Source organism: Streptosporangium sp. NPDC002524 (genome assembly GCF_040295985.1).
Lineage (GTDB): Bacteria > Actinomycetota > Actinomycetes > Streptosporangiales > Streptosporangiaceae > Streptosporangium.
The window spans coordinates 46,368-62,689 of sequence record NZ_JBEOWK010000010.1 but is presented as its reverse complement, the minus strand read 5'-3'; the positions used below and the strand labels follow the sequence as shown (position 1 = coordinate 62,689).

The following is a 16,322-nucleotide window of genomic DNA, read 5'->3' as shown; positions in this document are numbered from 1 at the left end:
GCTCGCGGCACGCTCCTGGAGAGGAGCGCCCTGGTTCGTCGTGACGCGCTCCCGGAGAGGGGACGCCCCGGTCTGTCGTGACGCGCTCGCGGGAGGGAAGGCGCGTGACGTGCCCCCGGGAGGGAAGGCGCGTGACGCGCTCCTGGGAGGGAAGGCGCCCCGGCCCGTCATGACGCGCTCCTGGACAGGGGAGGCGTCCCGGCCCGCGCGAACGTCTCGTACCACTCCTCGACGCGGGCGGCCACCAGCGGCCAGTCGAGGGCCGACACGGCCCGCCTCCCGCGTTCGGCCATCCGCGGGCCGGCCGTCTCGTCGTGCAGCACCACGCGCAGGTGGCGCAGCAGGTCCGCCACCGATCCCGAGGGGAAGGTGCGGTACGCGGCGCGGTCGGCGATCACCGGGTCGAGCGAGGCGTCCGACGCGACGATGACGGGGGTGCCCAGCGCGAGGGCCTCCAGCGCGGCGGTGGGTATCCCCTCCCCGAGGGTGCGGAGCCTGCGGGAGGAGAGCACGAACGCCTGGGCCGTGCCGACCAGCGCGTACACCTCGTCGGCGGGCAGCCGCCCGGCGAACTCCACCCCCGAGCCCGGCCCGGCCAGCCGTTCGAGACGGGCGCGCTCGCTCCCCTCACCGACGATGACCAGGCGCGACCCGGGACAGGTGGCGCGCAGCTCGCGGAACGCGCGGATCGTCACCGCGTGGTCCTTCACCTTCTCCAACGCGCCGACGCTGACGACCAGGCCGGGCTCCGCCGGACCCCGCCTCCGGAACCCCGACAGGTGGGCGAGGTCCAGGCCGCTGGACATCGTACGGATCCGTCCGGCCGGTATCCCGGCCGCGACCAGGTCCTCGGCGGGCCGGTCGCCCAGCGCGATGAAACCGTCGACGTGGCGGAAGGCCCGCGGCATCACCGCCCGGTGGCGAGCCGTGAGCGCGCCGTGGACCGTGAGCACGAGGGGGACGCCCAGGCGCCGGGCCGCGGCTCCCAGCGCGAGGGCCTCGCGATGGTCGCCGTGCAGGTGGACGACGTCCACCCGGCCCACGCGGGGGAGCGCCCGCGCGCACTCGGCGCCGAAGGCGACCACGTCGGACCTCCAGGAGAGGGCGCGGCTGACCCGGGTCGGCGCCAGCGGCACCGTTCTCGCGCCCTCCGGCGTCTCCCCGAGCCGGTGGGCGACGTGCACCTCGTGGCCGCGGAGGATCTGCTCGCGGCTGAGCCGCTCGATGTGGCGTTCCTTGCCGCCGGGTTCCGGCGGCAGCCGGTAGCCGATACGGAGAATCCTCATGGCGACCTCTCTCGGAGAACGTCTCCGCCGACGGCGCGTCCCCCCTGCGACCGCGAGGCGTCGCGGCGCACGGCGCACGGGCACGGCGGGCCCGGGGACCCGCTGCGGAGGTGAGATGTCCTTCCGGTCGGGAAGGCTGGGATTCGCGAAGTGGTTCGCGCATGGGGATCGTACGAGCGGGCGACCGCCGATGCCGTCATTCGCCCCGCGTGCGGGAGTTTCACCGCCAAATTTCCCCGAAGGCGAAGAACAGCCTCATACCGGGTTGCTCTCCCTGTGGGGAAGGCCAGGGTGCGCGCCGGGCTGAAAGGAGGCCCGGAACGCGCGCCGGGCGCAGGGACGGGACGCGCGCCGGGGCGGAGGGGTGAGACGCGCGGGGGGCGGAGGGCCGGGACGCGCGTCATGTCGAAGGGAAGGTTGGGCGCGCGCAGTGCCGGAAGGAAGGCCGGGACGCGCGCCGGGCGGTTCTCCGGGGCCGTGTTTCTTTGCCCGGAATTGGCGAGCCTCGCGGTGACGGGCGCGGGTGGGCACCGGGGCCGGTCAATACAGTCTGCAAGGTGGCGGAGGCGGCCACCGTCCATGATCGTCCCGGCGGTGCCCGTAGCCGTGCCCGTGCCCGTGCCCACGGCTGTGGCCGTCGCGGAAGCCACTGCTCCGACGCCGGAAACCCCCGCCCCGGTCCCGGCGTCGAACGCCCCTGACAGATTCGCGAGTGATCTCCGGTGGAATACCTCATCGTCGTGGCCATCGCGCTGGTGCTCTTCCTGGTCGTCCACGCGAGCTTCGACGGGCACCTGCTGGGGAAGGCCCTCTGGATCCTGGGCCTGGCCTTCGCCGCCCGGCTGGCCGTGCACGCCGTGGTGATGCGCTCCGGCGTCCTGGCGTACGGCGGCGACAACTACGTCTACGAGACCAAGGCCCTGCAGATCGTCGAGTACTGGGACCGGTACGGGTTCCAGTTCGTCACCTCCGAGCAGATCCCCGATCTCTACTCCGCGGCGCTGCCGTGCAACCTCTTCGCCCTGATTGTCTACCTGTGCGGCGGCCCGGCCTCGCTGGCCTGCACGGCCCTCGTGGCGTTCGTCGCCTGCGGGCTGGTCATCGTGATGTACCGGTTCGCGCTGCTCCTGGGCGCGGGCGAGCGGTCGGCGTTCCGGCTGCTCGCCGTGATGGCGTTCTTCCCCGCGCTGCTGCTGCACACGTCCGACATGTTCAAGGACGGTTTCAGCGCGTTCCTCGCCGTCACCTGCCTCTTCCTCGCGGTCTCGAACGCGCGGAGCATCAGCGTCCCGAAGCTGCTCCTGCTCGGGCCGCTGCTGTGGACGCTCTGGAACGTACGGCCCTACATGGTGTTCATGTGCGGGCTGCCGATCCTGTTCGCCTTCACGAGGCTCCAGCGGGCGCAGCTCCTGTGCTTCCTCGCCTTCCTGATCGCGATGCTGGTGCCCGTCATGCTCTCCTCCGAGGTGATGTTCGAGGACACGCCCATCGCCGAGGTGCAGGAGCAGCTGGAGCGCGGCCAGTCGGAGACCTTCCGCCAGGCGAACGCCGAGGGAGGCTCGGGGGTGGTGTTCCAGGACGAGGGCAACGCGTGGAGCGCGCTCCCGTCGAAGCTGTTCTACACGCTCTTCTCGCCCTTCCCGTGGACCGAGGGGAGCACCGTGCTGCAACTCGCCAAGGTCGAGACGCTGTTCTGGTACTACTTCCTCTATCTCGCGGTGCGCGGGGCCGGCCTGCTGTGGCGCCGGAACCCGAGGGCCCTGCTGATCCTGCTGCTGTTCGTCGTGCCGGGCACGATCGCCTACGCCACCACCATGTCCAACATCGGGCTGATCTTCCGTCAGCGGATACCGATCGTCATGGTCGTGAGCCTGCTGTCCGCGGTCGCGTGGGGCGCCGCCTCACCCGACCGCCTCACCCGGCCGCCCGCGACCCGAGCCGAGGGGCCGCGAACTCGCTGGACACGTCCCCGCCCAGCGACCGCGCGCGGACCCGGTGTGACGCCACAGACGTCACAGACGTCACAGACGTCATGCCGGGCCGTCGGGCAGCCGGTAGACGGCGTAGTCGCCCGAACGGAACCGTAGTGTCGCGAGCTCCCCGAGCCCCGGATCGGAGATCCGCAGGTGTTCGTCGGCGAGGAGCCAGCGCACGCCGTACCGGTCGCGCAGCCGCCGGACGGCGTCGGCGGTGGGGGACGCGAAGACCGCGTCGTTCAGCCCGATGAGCTCGCCGTCCCAGAACGGGAAGCGCGTCGTCGGCAGGCCGGGACGCCAGCGGGCGTTGTTCCTCGACGTGTAGCTCCACCCCTCGACGAGGACGCGCCGCTCGGAGAACGCGGCCACCCAGAAGTGACGGCTGTCGCAAGGGTCCTCCAGCCCCCAGCGGCAGTGCGCGTTCGTCGCGACCAGGTCGCCGGGATCGGAGTGGTCGCGCAACCAGCGCCCGGCGGCGAGGAGACCCGGTGGCGGTGCCGTCGCCGTCTCCGCGCCCTGGCCGGTCCCGCCGTCGCCGCGTACGGCGAAGAGGGTCGAGAGGACGCGCGCGTGCACGTCGGCGGGCAGGCCGACGGCCGCGAGCGCGGTGACGACGAGGGACAGGGCGCGCAGGCGCCCCCTCGTGACGGCGAGGACGGCCGTCGCCGTCAGGACGGCCCCGGCCAGCACGGCGTACGGCAGGTACAGGGGGAGGTCGTCCCGTCCGGGACCCAGCGGGATCCTGACGCCGCACAGGACGGGGATCAGGTAGGCCGCGGCGAGCCCGGCACCGGCCGCGAGCAGCGTCGCGCGGCGCGACTGCCCGGACCGCCGCGCCAGGGTGACGATCCCGAGGGCCGCGACGGCCGCCAGGTAGGGGTAGGCGCCCCAGAGGAAGAAGAGCTGGCTCCGGCTCGGATGCCCGAACAGCAGGGCCGCGCCGAGCCCCGCCGCGCCGATGCCGAGCATGAGCATCACCCCCGGACGGACGAACAGCCGCGGACGGCCCAGCAGCCCGGCGACCCCGCCCCAGGTGACCGCCCAGCCCAGCAGGAACACCGCCGTGACCGCCGCGGTCGACACCGGCGACGGATCGGCCGCGTCCCCCGCGCCGGTCAGCTCCCGCCAGGCCGTCCGCATGAAGGAGAGGGGATCGACGACGATCGCCTGCTTCGCGCCGCCGAACAGCACGAGCTGCGCGAACAGCAGGCACGCCGCCGTCGCCCCCAGCGCGGCGAGGACGGTCGCGGACGGCCGCCGCCGCCGCGCCACCTCGGCCGCGGCCACCGCCAGCAGCCCCGCGCCCAGCAGCGGGACGTACGTCGCCTTCGCCCCCGTCGCCGCCATCAGGAAGATCAGCAGCAGCGGCCAGCGGCCGGAGGCCCGCCGACGGCGTTCGAGGAGGTCGAGGAGGAGGATGACGAGGGGGGCGAACATGAGGGCCCCGAACGTCTGGGTGGGACTCGCCCACATGAGGTCGGGAACCCCGCCCCAGGTGAACGCCCCGTTCCTGCCGAGGTAGAGGCTCGGGGTCGCCACGAAGATCGTGCCGGCCAGGGTGAGCGCCCCGCCCGTCCAGGAACCCGTGACCCGCCGCCCGGTCATCCCGGCCAGGACCACGAACGCGGCCACGACGGGCAGCATGCCCAGGCGGAGCAGCAGCACCAGCGGCTCCACCCCCGTCACCCAGCTCGCCGCCGCCAGGTGCGCGTAGACGAACCAGTGGTAGGAGAGCGGCTCCCCGGCGACCATGGGCGCCGTGGGGGGCACGTGGTGCCTCAGCTCGCCGACCAGGGCCAGGTGGAACGGCATGTCGGGGGAGGACGTCCCGAACGCGGGCCAGGTCAGGCCGTTGAGCCCGAAGAACGCCCCCGCGCTCCAGGCGAGCAGGTACCCCAGCACCAGGGTGAGGGACCAGGACCACCACGCGGGTGCCTCGATCCTGCGGGACGGGGCACCCGTCCAGTGCCGGCGCAGCCGCGGGACGACGAGGAAGAGCAGGTAGGTGCATACCGGCCAGGCCAGGACGAGCAGCGGCAGGCCGAGGGCACGGGCGCCGACGTAGGCGAACACCTCCACGGCGTAGCCGAGCGCCGTCCCGAGCGCGACCTCCTCCGCGAGGGTGCGCCTGCCCCGGTACAGGGCCCTGAGCAGCAGCACGCCCGGCGCCCCCACGCCCAGCACGACGTAGAGGAAGAAAACGATCATGTCCGGTACGGAGACGCCGTAGCGGGCGAGCACGGTTCCGGTGAGGACGGCCGTCAGCACGGCGGGCGCCCACCGCCACAGGGCTCTCACCCCCCGGGAAGGGGCGGCGGGCACCTCACCGACCGGGAGGTCGTCCGTCGCGCCGTCTCCGGCGGTCATGAGCGAACCCAGTGCGGGAGATCGGCGGGGCGGGGTTTCTGCCATGCGCCCGAGCCTGATGAGACGAGCGACCCCGGCCGTCCCCGGCACTCACGCCCGGCGATGTCTTTCCCGGCCTTTTGCCAGGTGTTCGCGGTCGCCCGGGGGTCGTCGGGTCGCCCAGGGGCGTCAGGTCGTCCGGGAGGTCGGCCGGGGCATCTGGGTCGGCCGGGAGGTCCGCCGAGAGGGGCACCGCTACTCCTGGCCCCCCGGGGGCCACCGCTACTCTCGGGGCGTCGATGTGACGCTGTTACCCCGGGTCCCCGGGGATCCCGCTACCCCGGGTCGGCCGGGAGAGGGGCCGCCCCCGGGTCGCCGAGGGTGACGTCGTCGTCCCGGGCCGCCCGTTCGACGGCCGCAAGTCCCGGTCCCGTGACACCGATGAACTTTCCCCCGTACGGGAAGACGCGGTAAAGGTCCTGGGTCTCCGCGTACTCCTGGAAGACCAGGTTGTCCTGGATGTCGTCCATGACGACGACGTGGTTCCCGCTCAGGTGGGGGCTCACCCGCAGCAGGAAGGACTCCCGTCCCCGCCGGGTCTTGTCGGAGTCGTAGTGGACCAGGTCCACCCTCGTCCCGGGGAGCAGGATCTCCTCCAGGTTCCTGCGGTCACCCCTGACGCGCAGCGTCCAGGGACCCTTCAGCGCGTCGGGGACGACCCACCCGACGTACCGCTCGGGCTCCGGAAGCCGGAAGAAGGGGAAGTCGCTCGAATGGAGATGGCCGGTCCCGTTCGCGCGCACCGCCGCGAGCACGGCCGACGTGGACCACCCGGCGGCGACGCCCGTCTCCAGCACGGTGTCCGGCCGCAGGATCCTGGTGAGGAAGTACAGCAGCTCGACGCCGCCGGGACCGCCCAGGTCGACACCGGCCGCGACGAGCTCCTCGACCCTCGGCCGGGCCGACTCGGCGAGGGAACGGGCGGCGTCCGCGCTCTCCCGCCACAGAGCCCCGTCGACGCGGCAGCCCCAGGCGCCGATGTCCTCGGCCCGCGCCGCCGCCCACGCGTGGGCGGCCTCCCTCTCCCGGCCGTGCCCCGAGCCGACCCGCGACCACACCTTGCGCGCCATGACCGGGAGGTAGCCCGGCCGGACGGCGTTGCGCACGACAGCGGAGATCGTCATGGCAGGAATCGTACGGAGCCCGCCGGGCCGGGCCGGGGATCCTGCGGGCACGCGACGGGAATGTCTGCGAAAAGTTCGGCCATCCAGGTGACTGGCCATGCCACTTGGCACCGCCACGGCGCAGGTCACCGCCACGGCACAGGTCACCGCCACGGCGCAGGTCACCGCCACGGCACGGAGCACCGCCACGGCACGGAGCACCGCCACGGCACGGAGCACCGCCACGGCACGGGCCGGTGCCACGGCACGGAGCACCACCACGGCACAGGTCACCGCGACGGCACAGGTCACCGCCACGGCATCGAGTGCTGCGGATCAGGGACGATGCGCCCGTACGACCAGGGAGACCCCGGGTAGCGAGCCGACGGGCAGGTATCTCTCGGCCACGACCACGGCGGTGAGGGCCGCGTTCACCAGGCGCGGCGTCTCCGTGACGTCCGAGCCGGAGATGCGCCTCCTGCGGAGGGCGACGACCGGCCGCAGCAGGACGTTCCAGCTCCACAGGCGGTCGACGACCAGGCCCGCGCCGGTCAGCAGGGCGGACAGCCCCTCCCGCGTGTACCGGCGGACGTGGCCGGACGCCACGTCGTGCGCCGACCACAGCGCCATGTCGCAGGGGACCGTGATGAGCGCCGTCCCTCCCGGCCGGAGCACGCGCACCAGCTCGCCGGCCGCCCTGTCGTCCTCCCCGATGTGTTCCAGCACGTCGAACGCGGTGACGAGGTCGAAGCCCGCGTCCGGCAGGGGCAGGTCCCGCGCGTCGGCGTGGATCGCCCGCAGGCCGCGCTCCCTGGCGAGCTCCACCGCGGTCTCCGAGAAGTCCGCGACCAGCGCGTCCCACCCGTGCGCGACGAGTACGCGCGTGTTGCCGCCCCCGGCCGCGCCGATGTCGAGCGCCCTGCCGGGCGGCCCGATCCGGCGCAGCTCGCGGAGCTCGCGGGCGAGGAGGGCGCGCCGCTCGCGGTACCACCAGTGGCGGTCCTCCACCTCGACGGTGCGGAGAATCTCCGTGGCCTCCATGTGTCCTCCCAGACGTGTGCGCCCGTACGCGTGTGCGGACGCCCGCATGCGCGGATGCTCGTGCGTGTGGACGCCCGCGTGCGTGTGAACGCTCGTGCGTGTCCGTGCGCTCGTGGACGGGGGGACGTTTCGTGGCTTCGGGGAGCTTGGCGGATGGGAAACGCTCCCGGGTCCGGGACGCCCGCCGCGCGGCGGGCGTCCCGGACCACGGTCAGCGGCCGGTGCGTCTCACGGGGCGCCACCAGCTCTCGTGGTCGCGGTACCAGCGCACGACGCCCTCCAGCCCCTCGTCGAAGCCCACCCGGGGTTCGTACCCGATCGCGCGGATCTTGCCGCTGTCCACCGAGTAGCGCCGGTCGTGCCCCAGTCTGTCCGGCACGGTCTCCACCATGTCCCAGCCCGCGCCGAAGGCCGCCAGCAGCCGTCCGGTGAGCTCCCGGTTGGTCAGCTCGGCCCCGCCGCCGATGTTGTAGACCTCGCCGGGCCGCCCCTTGTCCAGTACGAGCTGGATGGCCGCGCAGTGGTCGTCGACGTGCAGCCACTCGCGGACGTGCTCGCCGTCCCCGTACAGGGGGACGCGGCGCCCGTCGATCAGGTTGGTGACGAAGAGCGGGATGATCTTCTCGGGGTGCTGGTACGGGCCGTAGTTGTTGGCGCAGCGGGTGACCCGCACGTCGAGCCCGTAGGTCTGGTGGTAGGCCCGGCACAGCAGGTCGGATCCCGCCTTGGCCGCAGAATAGGGTGAGTTGGGCAGCAGCGGACGCGACTCGTCCCACGAGCCCGTCTCGATGGACCCGTACACCTCGTCCGTCGACACCTGCACGACCGTGCGCACACCGGCCTCCAGCGCCGCCTGGAGCAGGCACTGCGTGCCGTGCACGTTCGTGAGGACGAAGTCCCCGGGGCCGGTGATCGAGCGGTCGACGTGCGTCTCGGCGGCGAAGTTCACCACGACGTCGTGGCCCGGCAGCAGGTCGGCGAGGAGCCGGGCGTCGGTGATGTCGCCCCTGACGAAGGTGTGCCGGGGATGGCCGGAGACCGGGCCGAGGTTGGCGATGTTGCCCGCGTAGGTGAGCTTGTCGAGCACCGTCACGCGGGCGTCCTCCCATCCGGGGTAGAGCCCGGACAGCAGCGAGCGCGCGTAGTGGGAACCGATGAAGCCGGCGCCGCCGGCGACCAGGACCCTCATGCGCGCACCTGGACCCTGCTGTGGTCACCGATCATGAGCTGATGCGTGTTGGGCAGTCCCACGGCCCTCGTCACCTCCACGTTCCGGCCGATCAGGGAGTACGTGAGCCCGGAGACACCTCTGATGGCGGAGTCGCCGAGGACGATGCTGTACTCGACCCCGGCCTCCTCCAGCACGCACCCCTCGCCGATCGAGGTGTAGGGGCCGATGTACGAGCCGTCGATCCTGGTGCCGGCGCCGATGATGGCCGGGCCCCGGATCACCGACCGCTCGACGGTCGCGCCCGGCCCGAGGTCGACGCGCCCGGTTATCTCGGAGTGCGTGTCCACCGTCCCCCTGACGTCGGGCTCAAGCGCCTCCAGGACCATACGGTTGCATTCCAGCATATCCTGCAGCCGTCCGGTGTCCCTCCAGTAGCCGGTGACCAGATGCGAGTGCACCCGGTGGCCGTTGCGGATGAGCCAGGTGATCGCGTCGGTGATCTCCAGCTCGCCGCGGGCGGAGGGCATGATCGACCGGACCGCCTCGTGGACGACGGGGGAGAAGGTGTAGACGCCGACGATCGCGAGGTCGCTGCGCGGGTTCCGCGGCTTCTCCTCCAGTCCGACGATCTCCCCGTCGGGTCCCAGCTCGGCGACCCCGTAGAACTGGGGTTCGGCGACCTTCGTGAGCAGGATCTGCGCGTCGTGACCGGCCCCGTGGAAAGCGTTCACCAGGTCGGCGATGCCGCCCAGCAGGAAGTTGTCGCCCAGGTACATCACGAACGGCTCGTCGCCCAGGAACTCGCGGGCGATCAGCACGCAGTGGGCCAGGCCGAGCGGGGCCTCCTGCCGGATGTAGGTGACGTCGAGGCCGAACCGCGAACCGTCGCCGACGGCCGCCCGGACCTCGGGGCCCGTGTCGCCGACGATGACGCCGACACTCGTGATCCCCGCGTCCCTGATCGCCTCCAGCCCGTAGTAGAGGACCGGTTTGTTGGCGACGGGGACGAGCTGTTTCGCGGACGTGTGGGTGAGCGGGCGCAGCCTCGTCCCTTTACCACCCGCCAGAACAAGTGCCTTCATCGCTCTATCCCTCCACGAGGAACGCGTGGTCACGGCGGCCGGTCGTCCGTTGAAAGCTATGGGGAGACCCGGCCGGCCGCCGTTCGCCGCCATCGTTTTGGCGGGGAAATGGAAAAGGCGTTACCGGGGCCGGGCGTTCGTGTTCTCCCGGAACGTCCAGGCCCGGTGTATCGCGTAGCTGACCGCCGGGCTGACGGCCAGCAGCAGCGCCTGAGCCGCCATGACGGGAAGGCCGAACAGCTCCACCAGCACCGGGAGCCCGGCGAGCGAGGTCGCGAGGAACCCGAGCCCGACCGCGTAGAACCGCAGGTAACCGGCGAGCCACGACCGGCCGCGCGCCCGGAAGACCACCAGCCTGTACCAGGGGTAGACGATCACCACGGTCGTCAGATGGGCCGCCATGGCGAGCAGAAGGTACGGGACCGCATCGTTGGCGGCGAGCAATCCCAGGCCCAGGAGAGAGCAATAGAGCAGGGCCGTCGTGGCGCTCGCCACCAGGTATGTGATGCGCTGTCCCCCAAGAGCGGGGATAAAACCTCGCCGCCGGTCATGTGTGTGCTTCCGGTGATTGTTCCGATTTCTGACGTACACCATGCCGGGCCTTTTTCGGAATGCGTCGCGCGATGATCAAATGGATTTTATCCCGCGGCGGGAAACAATTCGGGGGACTGATGTCCGTGTCGGTGGTCATTCCGTGTTACCGCTCCGCGCGGACCCTTCCGGTGCTGGTGACCAGGCTCACGGCGGTCCTCCGCGAGCTGTCCGTCCCCCACGAGGTGATCCTCGTCGTCGACGGGAGCCCGGACGACACCTGGAGGACGGCCGCCGAGCTCGCGCGGCGCGTCGACGGCGTGCGCGCCCTGCGCCTGTCCCGCAACTACGGCCAGCACAACGCGCTGGTCGCCGGGATCAGGGAGGCGGAGTTCGAGGTCGTCGTCACCATGGACGACGACCTGCAGCACCCGCCGGAGCAGATCCCCCTCCTGCTGGCCGCCCTGGAGGGCGACCGCCTCGACCTCGTGTACGGCGTCCCGCGCCGCGAGGAGCACGGGCTGGTCCGCAGCCTCGCCTCCCGGTCGGTCAAGGCCGCGATGGCCGGTGGGCTGGGCATCCGCGCCGCGCGGACGATCAGCGCCTTCCGCGCCTTCCGTACGCGCCTGCGCGACGGCTTCCAGGGACTGTCCGGCCCGCACACCTGCGTCGACGTGGCCCTGTCGTGGGTGACCACCCGGGTGGGGTCGGTCCCGGTGGACATGGACGAGCGCGACCACGGGCGTTCGAACTACACGCCGGGCCTGTTGCTGCGGCACGCGGCGAACATGCTTTTCGGCTACAGCACGGCCCCGCTCCGCGCGGCCAGCTATCTCGGGTTCCTCACCGGTGTCGTCGGCCTCCTGCTGGGCTGCGCCGTCCTGTGGCGCTTCGCCGCGGGCGACACCACGGTGGCCGGGTTCACCACCATCGCGTCGATGATCGCGATCTTCTCGTCCGCCCAGCTGCTGTCCGTCGGCGTGCTCGGCGAGTACGTCGGGCGCGTCCACGGCAACGGCATGGGGCGGCCCGCCTACGTCGTGTGCGAGCGCACCGGGTCCCCGGCCGCCCCGGGGGTGCCCCGGCAGCCGGGCGGCACTACCGTCGCCGTCCACGCAGCAGCCGGCTCCGGACCAGGTGAACGGTGAGGAAGGTGAGGGCGGGCTCGAACCCGTACCTCGCCCAGGCCCGCTGCACGCCGGTGTTGTGCCCCTGGGTGGAGATGACGACCTCCCGCGCGCCGCGCGCCAGGGCGCGTCCCTCCACGGCCGCGAGCAGGTGGGCGTACAGGCCGCGCCCCCGGGCCCTGGAGGCCACACCGGCGAGCAGGATCTCCGTCCGCTCGTCGTCGTCCGCGAGCGTGGCCAGCGCGAGGATCCCGTCCCCGGCCGTGGCGGGGTGAGGACCGCCTTCCGGGGACGTGGCAGGCGAAAACGCGGCGGACGGAAGCTCTTCCGCGGGTGCGGTGCGCGAGAGCGTTTCCAGAGGCGCGGCGGAACCGTAACCGGAGTCGGGGTCGGGGGCTGAATCGGAGCGAGAGCCGGAGTCGGGACCGGGGGCGGAGCTGGAGTCGGAGCCGGAGCGGGCAGGCGGGTTCCACTTCAGCAGTGCCACGCACCCTCCCTCCGAGGCCGACCGCAGCGCCCACTCCCGGTAGCCCGCCAGCGCCTCGGCGGTGCCGAACAGCGGGTTGGCCACGTAGTGGTTCCGGTAGGCGGCGAAGATGTCGGAGATCGACTCGCGTACCGCCGCCGGGGTGACCCGCTGCGTCGGCTGGAGGTCCCCCGGCGGCTCCGGCGCGCGCCCGCGGCCCGCGCGCAGGCGCCAGTACGCCAGCGAGTCCGCGAACACGGCGGTGCGGCCGAGCGCGGTCAGCTCGGCGAACCAGCCGACGTGCTCGGCCGGGTAGCGGAGCACGACGACGTCCGCCCGCGACCCCAGGACGGCCTCGCGGACCGCGGGGAACGGCGACCCGGCCCCCGCCGGGACGGTGAGGCGTTCCACCGGACGGCCGAACCTGGCCGAGTCGAGCGGGGACTCCGCGATGCGCGGGACCCCGCTCCCCGTCACCTCCCGCCAGGACATCGGTTCACCTCGTGGCTCAGGACGGCGTCGATCACGCGCGTCACGCCGGACGCGCCCAGGTCGGCGAAGAGCGGCAGCCGCACCAGGCGGTCGGCGACGCTCTCGGTGACCGGGCACCCGCCCGGGGCCACCCGGCCGTACCGCAGCCCGGCCGGGGCGGCGTGCAGGGGCTGGTAGTGGAACGTCGCCTGCACCCCCCTGTCGCCGAGGTGGGCGATGAGGGCGCGGCGGCTCTCCAGGTCGGGGAGCAGCAGGTAGTACAGGTGCGCGGGGTGCTCGCACCCGTCGGGGACCGTCGGCAGCGAGACGCCGTTCGCGGCAGCCCACCCGGCCAGGCCCTCGTGGTAGCTCCGCCAGACGGCGAGGCGCCGGGCCTGGGTCTCGGCGAACGACTCCAGCTGGGAGGTGAGCTGCGAGGCGAGGATGTCCGACAGCAGGTAGCTGGAGCCGATGTCGACCCACCGGTACTTGTCCACCTGGCCGCGGAAGAAGCGGCTGCGGTCGGTGCCCTTCTCCCTGACGACCTCGGCGCGCGCCATCAGGGCGGCGTCGTTGAGCAGCAGCGCGCCGCCCTCCCCGCACTGCACGTTCTTGGTCTCGTGGAAGCTCTGCGCGGCCAGGCCGCCGAACGCCCCCAGCGGACGCCCCCGGTAGGAGCCTCCCAGCCCGTGGGCGTTGTCCTCGACGAGGGGGAGGCCGTACCGGTCGCAGATCTCGCCGATCTCCTCCATCGCGCACGCGACCCCGGCGTAGTGGACGACCACCACGGCCCGCGTACGGGCGGTGATCGCGGCCTCGATCAGCCGTTCGTCCATGTTGAGGGTGTCGGGCCTGCAGTCGACGAAGACCGGCACCGCGCCGCGCAGGGCGTAGGCGTTCGCCGTCGAGACGAAGGTGAACGACGGCATGATCACCTCGTCGCCGGGCCGGAGGTCGAGCAGGATCGCCGACATCTCCAGGGCGTGCGTGCAGGAGGTGGTCAGCAGGACCTGCCCGGCCCCGGTCATCTCCTTGAGCAGCCCGGCCGCCCGCCTGGTGAACGGCCCGTCCCCGGAGGTGGACCCCCGGCGCACGGCCTCCGCGAGGTAGTCGAGCTCGTTCGCGGACAGATGCGTCCTGTTGAAGGGGATCCTCGCCGGGGCGTCCAAGGCGTCCAAGGTGTCCAAGGTCTCCAGGGCGTCCGCGGGGGTGCCGGGAGGAGCCGGGGGCGGGGCGGGGACGGGATTTCGCGGAAGGACGCGAGGACGCGTGCCGCCCGCCATCAACCGACCCTCTTCTCTGGTTCGGCATCGATGCCGCAGGTCGAATGCACGGATGAATGTTACTGATGATCCTTACCGCTCGCGCGGACCGACATGCGGGCGGACGGGCCTCTTCCGTTCGATGGCCGGATGCGCTCCGGAGGGCGCCCTGAGCTGGGAAGACGATTTAAGTATTAGAAATATGAGGTATTTTCCTCTTTGCTTGGAGATGTTACTGGATATTACGCTTTGAATGACGCTGGTCGCGGGCGTCTCGTTTCGGGGAAACCGGTTCGCGACACACCCGGATTGTCGTTGAATCGGCCTGGCGATACTACCTTCTCCTAAAGTCGGGTCGTATTCTCTTTTTTTCCGAGGTGGTGGAGGTCCTGCCGTGGGAGAGAAACTGGTCGTGGTCGGTCAGGGGTACGTCGGCCTGCCCCTGGCGATGCGGGCCGTCGCGGCGGGGTTCGACGTGGTGGGCGTCGACGTCGACCGCCGCAGGATCAAGCGGCTCGACGCCGCAGAGTCCTACGTCGAGGACGTCGGCGACGAGACGCTGGCCGCCGCCCACCGCACCGGCCGCTATCTGGCCGCCGCCGACTACGCCGCCGCCGAGGGGTTCGACGTCTGCGTGGTGACCGTGCCGACCCCGCTCCGCGAGGGCGTTCCCGACCTGCGCCACATCGGCGCGGCGGGGGAGTCGCTCGCTCCCATGCTGCGACGGGGCGCCGCGGTGGTGCTGGAGTCCACCACCTATCCGGGGACCACGGAGGAATACCTGCAGCCCCTGCTGGAGGAGGGGTCAGGGCTGTGCGCGCCGAGGGACTTCCACCTCGGCTACAGCCCGGAGCGGATCGACCCGGGCAACGGGCGCTGGCGCCTGGAGAACACCCCCAAGGTGGTCTCCGGCGTCGACGGGGCGTCCCTGGAGCGGATCCGGGCCTTCTACGCGCGGATCGTGGACGAGGTCGTGCCCGTCTCCTCGCCGAGGGTGGCCGAGCTGTGCAAGCTCCTGGAGAACACCTTCAGGCACGTCAACATCGCCCTGGTGAACGAGCTGTCGATCTTCGCGCAGCAGCTCGGCATCGACGTCTGGGAGGCCATCGACGCCGCCTCCACCAAGCCGTTCGGCTACATGCGCTTCACCCCGGGGCCCGGCGTCGGCGGGCACTGCCTGCCGATCGACCCGTCGTACCTGTCGTGGAAGGTCAAGCGCAGCCTGGGGCACAACTTCCAGTTCGTGGAGCTGGCCAACGACATCAACGACCACATGCCGGACCACGTCGTGCACCGGGTCGGTCTCGCGCTGAACCGGCTGCGCAAGCCGGTCAACGGCAGCCGGGTGCTCGCGCTCGGCCTCGCGTACAAGAAGAACGCCGGAGACTGCCGCGAGTCACCCGCGATCGACGTGGTCAGGGGCCTTCGCAAGCTGGGCGCGGACGTACGGGCCGCCGACCCGCACGTGGACTGCTTCCTGCTGCCGCAGGGCGTCGAGGTCGTCACCTTCTCGGAACGGGAGCTGGCGGCGGCGGACGTGGTGGTGGTCCTCGCCGACCACGACTGCTTCGACTACGAGCTGGTCCAGCGGGCGAGCGCCCTCGTCTTCGACACCAGGAACCGCTGCCGGGGCCCCAACGTCGAGAGACTCTGACCCCACATCACGATCGCCCGGCTGTGTACGCGGGACGCCACGACCTCGAAGGCGGACGGTAGGCCGGTCGCGTGGGGCGTCCTCGAAGGTGGACGGCCGTCGCGTGGGGCGTCAGGACCTCGGAGGCAGGCGGTAGGCCGGTCGTGTGGGACGTCACGACTTCGAAGGCGGACGATCGGCCGGTCGCGTGGGGTGTCAGGACCTCATGACGCGGGCGATCAGTTCCTCGACCTGGCCGTTGATCCTGGCGCCCCGGGGCCATCCGGCGTAGTGGGTGAGGAAGACGACGATCTCGCGGAGCTCGTCGGGGGTGAGGTCGCCGGTCCGCAGCGCCGCGTCCAGCTGGAGGCCGAGCTCCTCGTGCATGCCCTGTCCGAGGAGCAGGCCGACCAGCAGCACGCGCCGGTCGCGGTTCGAGATCCCCTCCCTGGACCACACCTCGGCGAACAGGTTCTCGACGGTCGCCCCGAAGAGGTCCCCGGGCTCGTTCTCGCCCTGGTCCCAGCCGTAGACCTGTTTCATCGAACACCTCCGTGTGGAGCCCCCCGGCAGCCGTTCCCTGGCGGGGACGGCCAGTGGAGTCCCTACCCCGCCTGCCCCCGCCCCTTCCGGCGCCAGGGAAAGATCTTTTTTCCCTAAAGTCCTGACATATAGATATATGTCGTACCAGAGATCATCCCGCGTTACACGCGCGGACCCCGATCGGCGGTGATCGGCGACGGACGGCGACGGTGAGCAAGAAGCAG

Annotated in this window: 13 protein-coding genes; 3 read left to right on the top strand and 10 right to left on the bottom strand. The window is 71.9% G+C overall.

Going from position 1 to position 16,322, the window contains the following annotated elements; translation table 11 throughout:
- Positions 1-167: 167 nt before the first annotated feature.
- Positions 168-1,286, bottom strand: a complete 1,119-nt coding sequence (locus ABT053_RS18835; protein ID WP_350970368.1) for a glycosyltransferase family 4 protein — start codon at positions 1,284-1,286, stop codon at positions 168-170.
- A 722-nt stretch (positions 1,287-2,008) separates the two neighbouring features.
- Between ABT053_RS18835 and ABT053_RS18830 the strand changes: the two genes are divergently transcribed.
- A complete protein-coding gene (locus ABT053_RS18830) occupies positions 2,009-3,373 on the top strand; it encodes a hypothetical protein (RefSeq protein ID WP_350970367.1) in 1,365 nt (454 codons plus the stop codon).
- Here ABT053_RS18830 and ABT053_RS18825 read toward each other — a convergent pair.
- The 6 genes from ABT053_RS18825 to ABT053_RS18800 all read right to left on the bottom strand — a co-directional run bounded on the left by ABT053_RS18825 (position 3,317) and on the right by ABT053_RS18800 (position 10,560).
- Complete coding sequence (locus tag ABT053_RS18825; RefSeq protein ID WP_350970366.1) at positions 3,317-5,629, bottom strand: hypothetical protein; 2,313 nt, start codon at positions 5,627-5,629, stop codon at positions 3,317-3,319. The two genes, ABT053_RS18830 and ABT053_RS18825, sit on opposite strands and share 57 nt — an antisense overlap.
- Positions 5,630-5,943: 314 nt before the next feature.
- A complete protein-coding gene (locus tag ABT053_RS18820; RefSeq protein WP_350970365.1) occupies positions 5,944-6,792 on the bottom strand; it encodes a class I SAM-dependent methyltransferase in 849 nt (282 codons plus the stop codon).
- Between the two features lie 315 nt (positions 6,793-7,107).
- Complete coding sequence (locus tag ABT053_RS18815; protein WP_350970364.1) at positions 7,108-7,812, bottom strand: class I SAM-dependent methyltransferase; 705 nt, start codon at positions 7,810-7,812, stop codon at positions 7,108-7,110.
- Between the two features lie 211 nt (positions 7,813-8,023).
- Positions 8,024-9,001: a dTDP-glucose 4,6-dehydratase gene (gene rfbB, locus ABT053_RS18810; protein WP_350970363.1), complete on the bottom strand. Its 978-nt coding sequence runs from the start codon at positions 8,999-9,001 to the stop codon at positions 8,024-8,026.
- Positions 8,998-10,065 carry a glucose-1-phosphate thymidylyltransferase gene (locus ABT053_RS18805; RefSeq protein ID WP_350970362.1) on the bottom strand — a complete coding sequence of 356 codons (1,068 nt, stop codon included), beginning with the start codon at positions 10,063-10,065 and terminating at the stop codon, positions 8,998-9,000. The genes rfbB and ABT053_RS18805 overlap by 4 nt, the downstream gene beginning before the upstream one ends.
- 120 nt (positions 10,066-10,185) lie before the next feature.
- Positions 10,186-10,560 (bottom strand): GtrA family protein, encoded by a 375-nt coding sequence (locus ABT053_RS18800; protein WP_350970361.1) that lies wholly within the window; start codon positions 10,558-10,560, stop codon positions 10,186-10,188.
- Positions 10,561-10,676: 116 nt separating this feature from the next.
- Here ABT053_RS18800 and ABT053_RS18795 point away from each other — a divergent pair, with 116 nt between their 5' ends.
- Entirely contained in the window at positions 10,677-11,744 is a 1,068-nt protein-coding gene (locus tag ABT053_RS18795; RefSeq protein WP_350970360.1) for a glycosyltransferase family 2 protein, read from the top strand.
- Here the strand turns inward: ABT053_RS18795 and ABT053_RS18790 are convergent.
- Together ABT053_RS18790 and rffA are read right to left on the bottom strand one after the other, a co-directional pair.
- Positions 11,695-12,681, bottom strand: coding sequence for a GNAT family N-acetyltransferase (locus ABT053_RS18790; RefSeq protein WP_350970359.1), 987 nt, complete (start codon positions 12,679-12,681; stop codon positions 11,695-11,697). The genes ABT053_RS18795 and ABT053_RS18790 overlap by 50 nt on opposite strands.
- Positions 12,663-13,838 carry a dTDP-4-amino-4,6-dideoxygalactose transaminase gene (gene rffA, locus ABT053_RS18785; RefSeq protein ID WP_350970358.1) on the bottom strand — a complete coding sequence of 392 codons (1,176 nt, stop codon included), beginning with the start codon at positions 13,836-13,838 and terminating at the stop codon, positions 12,663-12,665. Before rffA ends, ABT053_RS18790 begins: the two co-directional genes overlap by 19 nt.
- 478 nt (positions 13,839-14,316) lie before the next feature.
- Here rffA and ABT053_RS18780 point away from each other — a divergent pair, with 478 nt between their 5' ends.
- On the top strand, positions 14,317-15,576 hold the full coding sequence (locus tag ABT053_RS18780; RefSeq protein WP_350970357.1) for a nucleotide sugar dehydrogenase: 1,260 nt from the start codon (positions 14,317-14,319) through the stop codon (positions 15,574-15,576).
- Between the two features lie 195 nt (positions 15,577-15,771).
- Here ABT053_RS18780 and ABT053_RS18775 read toward each other — a convergent pair whose 3' ends face one another.
- Positions 15,772-16,098: a carboxymuconolactone decarboxylase family protein gene (locus ABT053_RS18775; RefSeq protein ID WP_350970356.1), complete on the bottom strand. Its 327-nt coding sequence runs from the start codon at positions 16,096-16,098 to the stop codon at positions 15,772-15,774.
- Positions 16,099-16,322 lie beyond the last annotated feature (224 nt).

Excerpts from the sequence above, each read along its gene's own strand:
- ABT053_RS18835 (WP_350970368.1), bottom strand. The coding sequence starts at position 1,286 with ATGAGGATTCTCCGTATCGGCTACCGGCTGCCGCCGGAACCCGGCGGC.
- ABT053_RS18825 (WP_350970366.1), bottom strand. The coding sequence starts at position 5,629 with ATGACCGCCGGAGACGGCGCGACGGACGACCTCCCGGTCGGTGAGGTG.
- ABT053_RS18820 (WP_350970365.1), bottom strand. The coding sequence starts at position 6,792 with ATGACGATCTCCGCTGTCGTGCGCAACGCCGTCCGGCCGGGCTACCTC.
- ABT053_RS18815 (WP_350970364.1), bottom strand. The coding sequence starts at position 7,812 with ATGGAGGCCACGGAGATTCTCCGCACCGTCGAGGTGGAGGACCGCCAC.
- rfbB (WP_350970363.1), bottom strand. The coding sequence starts at position 9,001 with ATGAGGGTCCTGGTCGCCGGCGGCGCCGGCTTCATCGGTTCCCACTAC.
- ABT053_RS18805 (WP_350970362.1), bottom strand. The coding sequence starts at position 10,065 with ATGAAGGCACTTGTTCTGGCGGGTGGTAAAGGGACGAGGCTGCGCCCG.
- ABT053_RS18795 (WP_350970360.1), top strand. The coding sequence starts at position 10,677 with ATGCGTCGCGCGATGATCAAATGGATTTTATCCCGCGGCGGGAAACAA.
- ABT053_RS18790 (WP_350970359.1), bottom strand. The coding sequence starts at position 12,681 with ATGTCCTGGCGGGAGGTGACGGGGAGCGGGGTCCCGCGCATCGCGGAG.
- ABT053_RS18775 (WP_350970356.1), bottom strand. The coding sequence starts at position 16,098 with ATGAAACAGGTCTACGGCTGGGACCAGGGCGAGAACGAGCCCGGGGAC.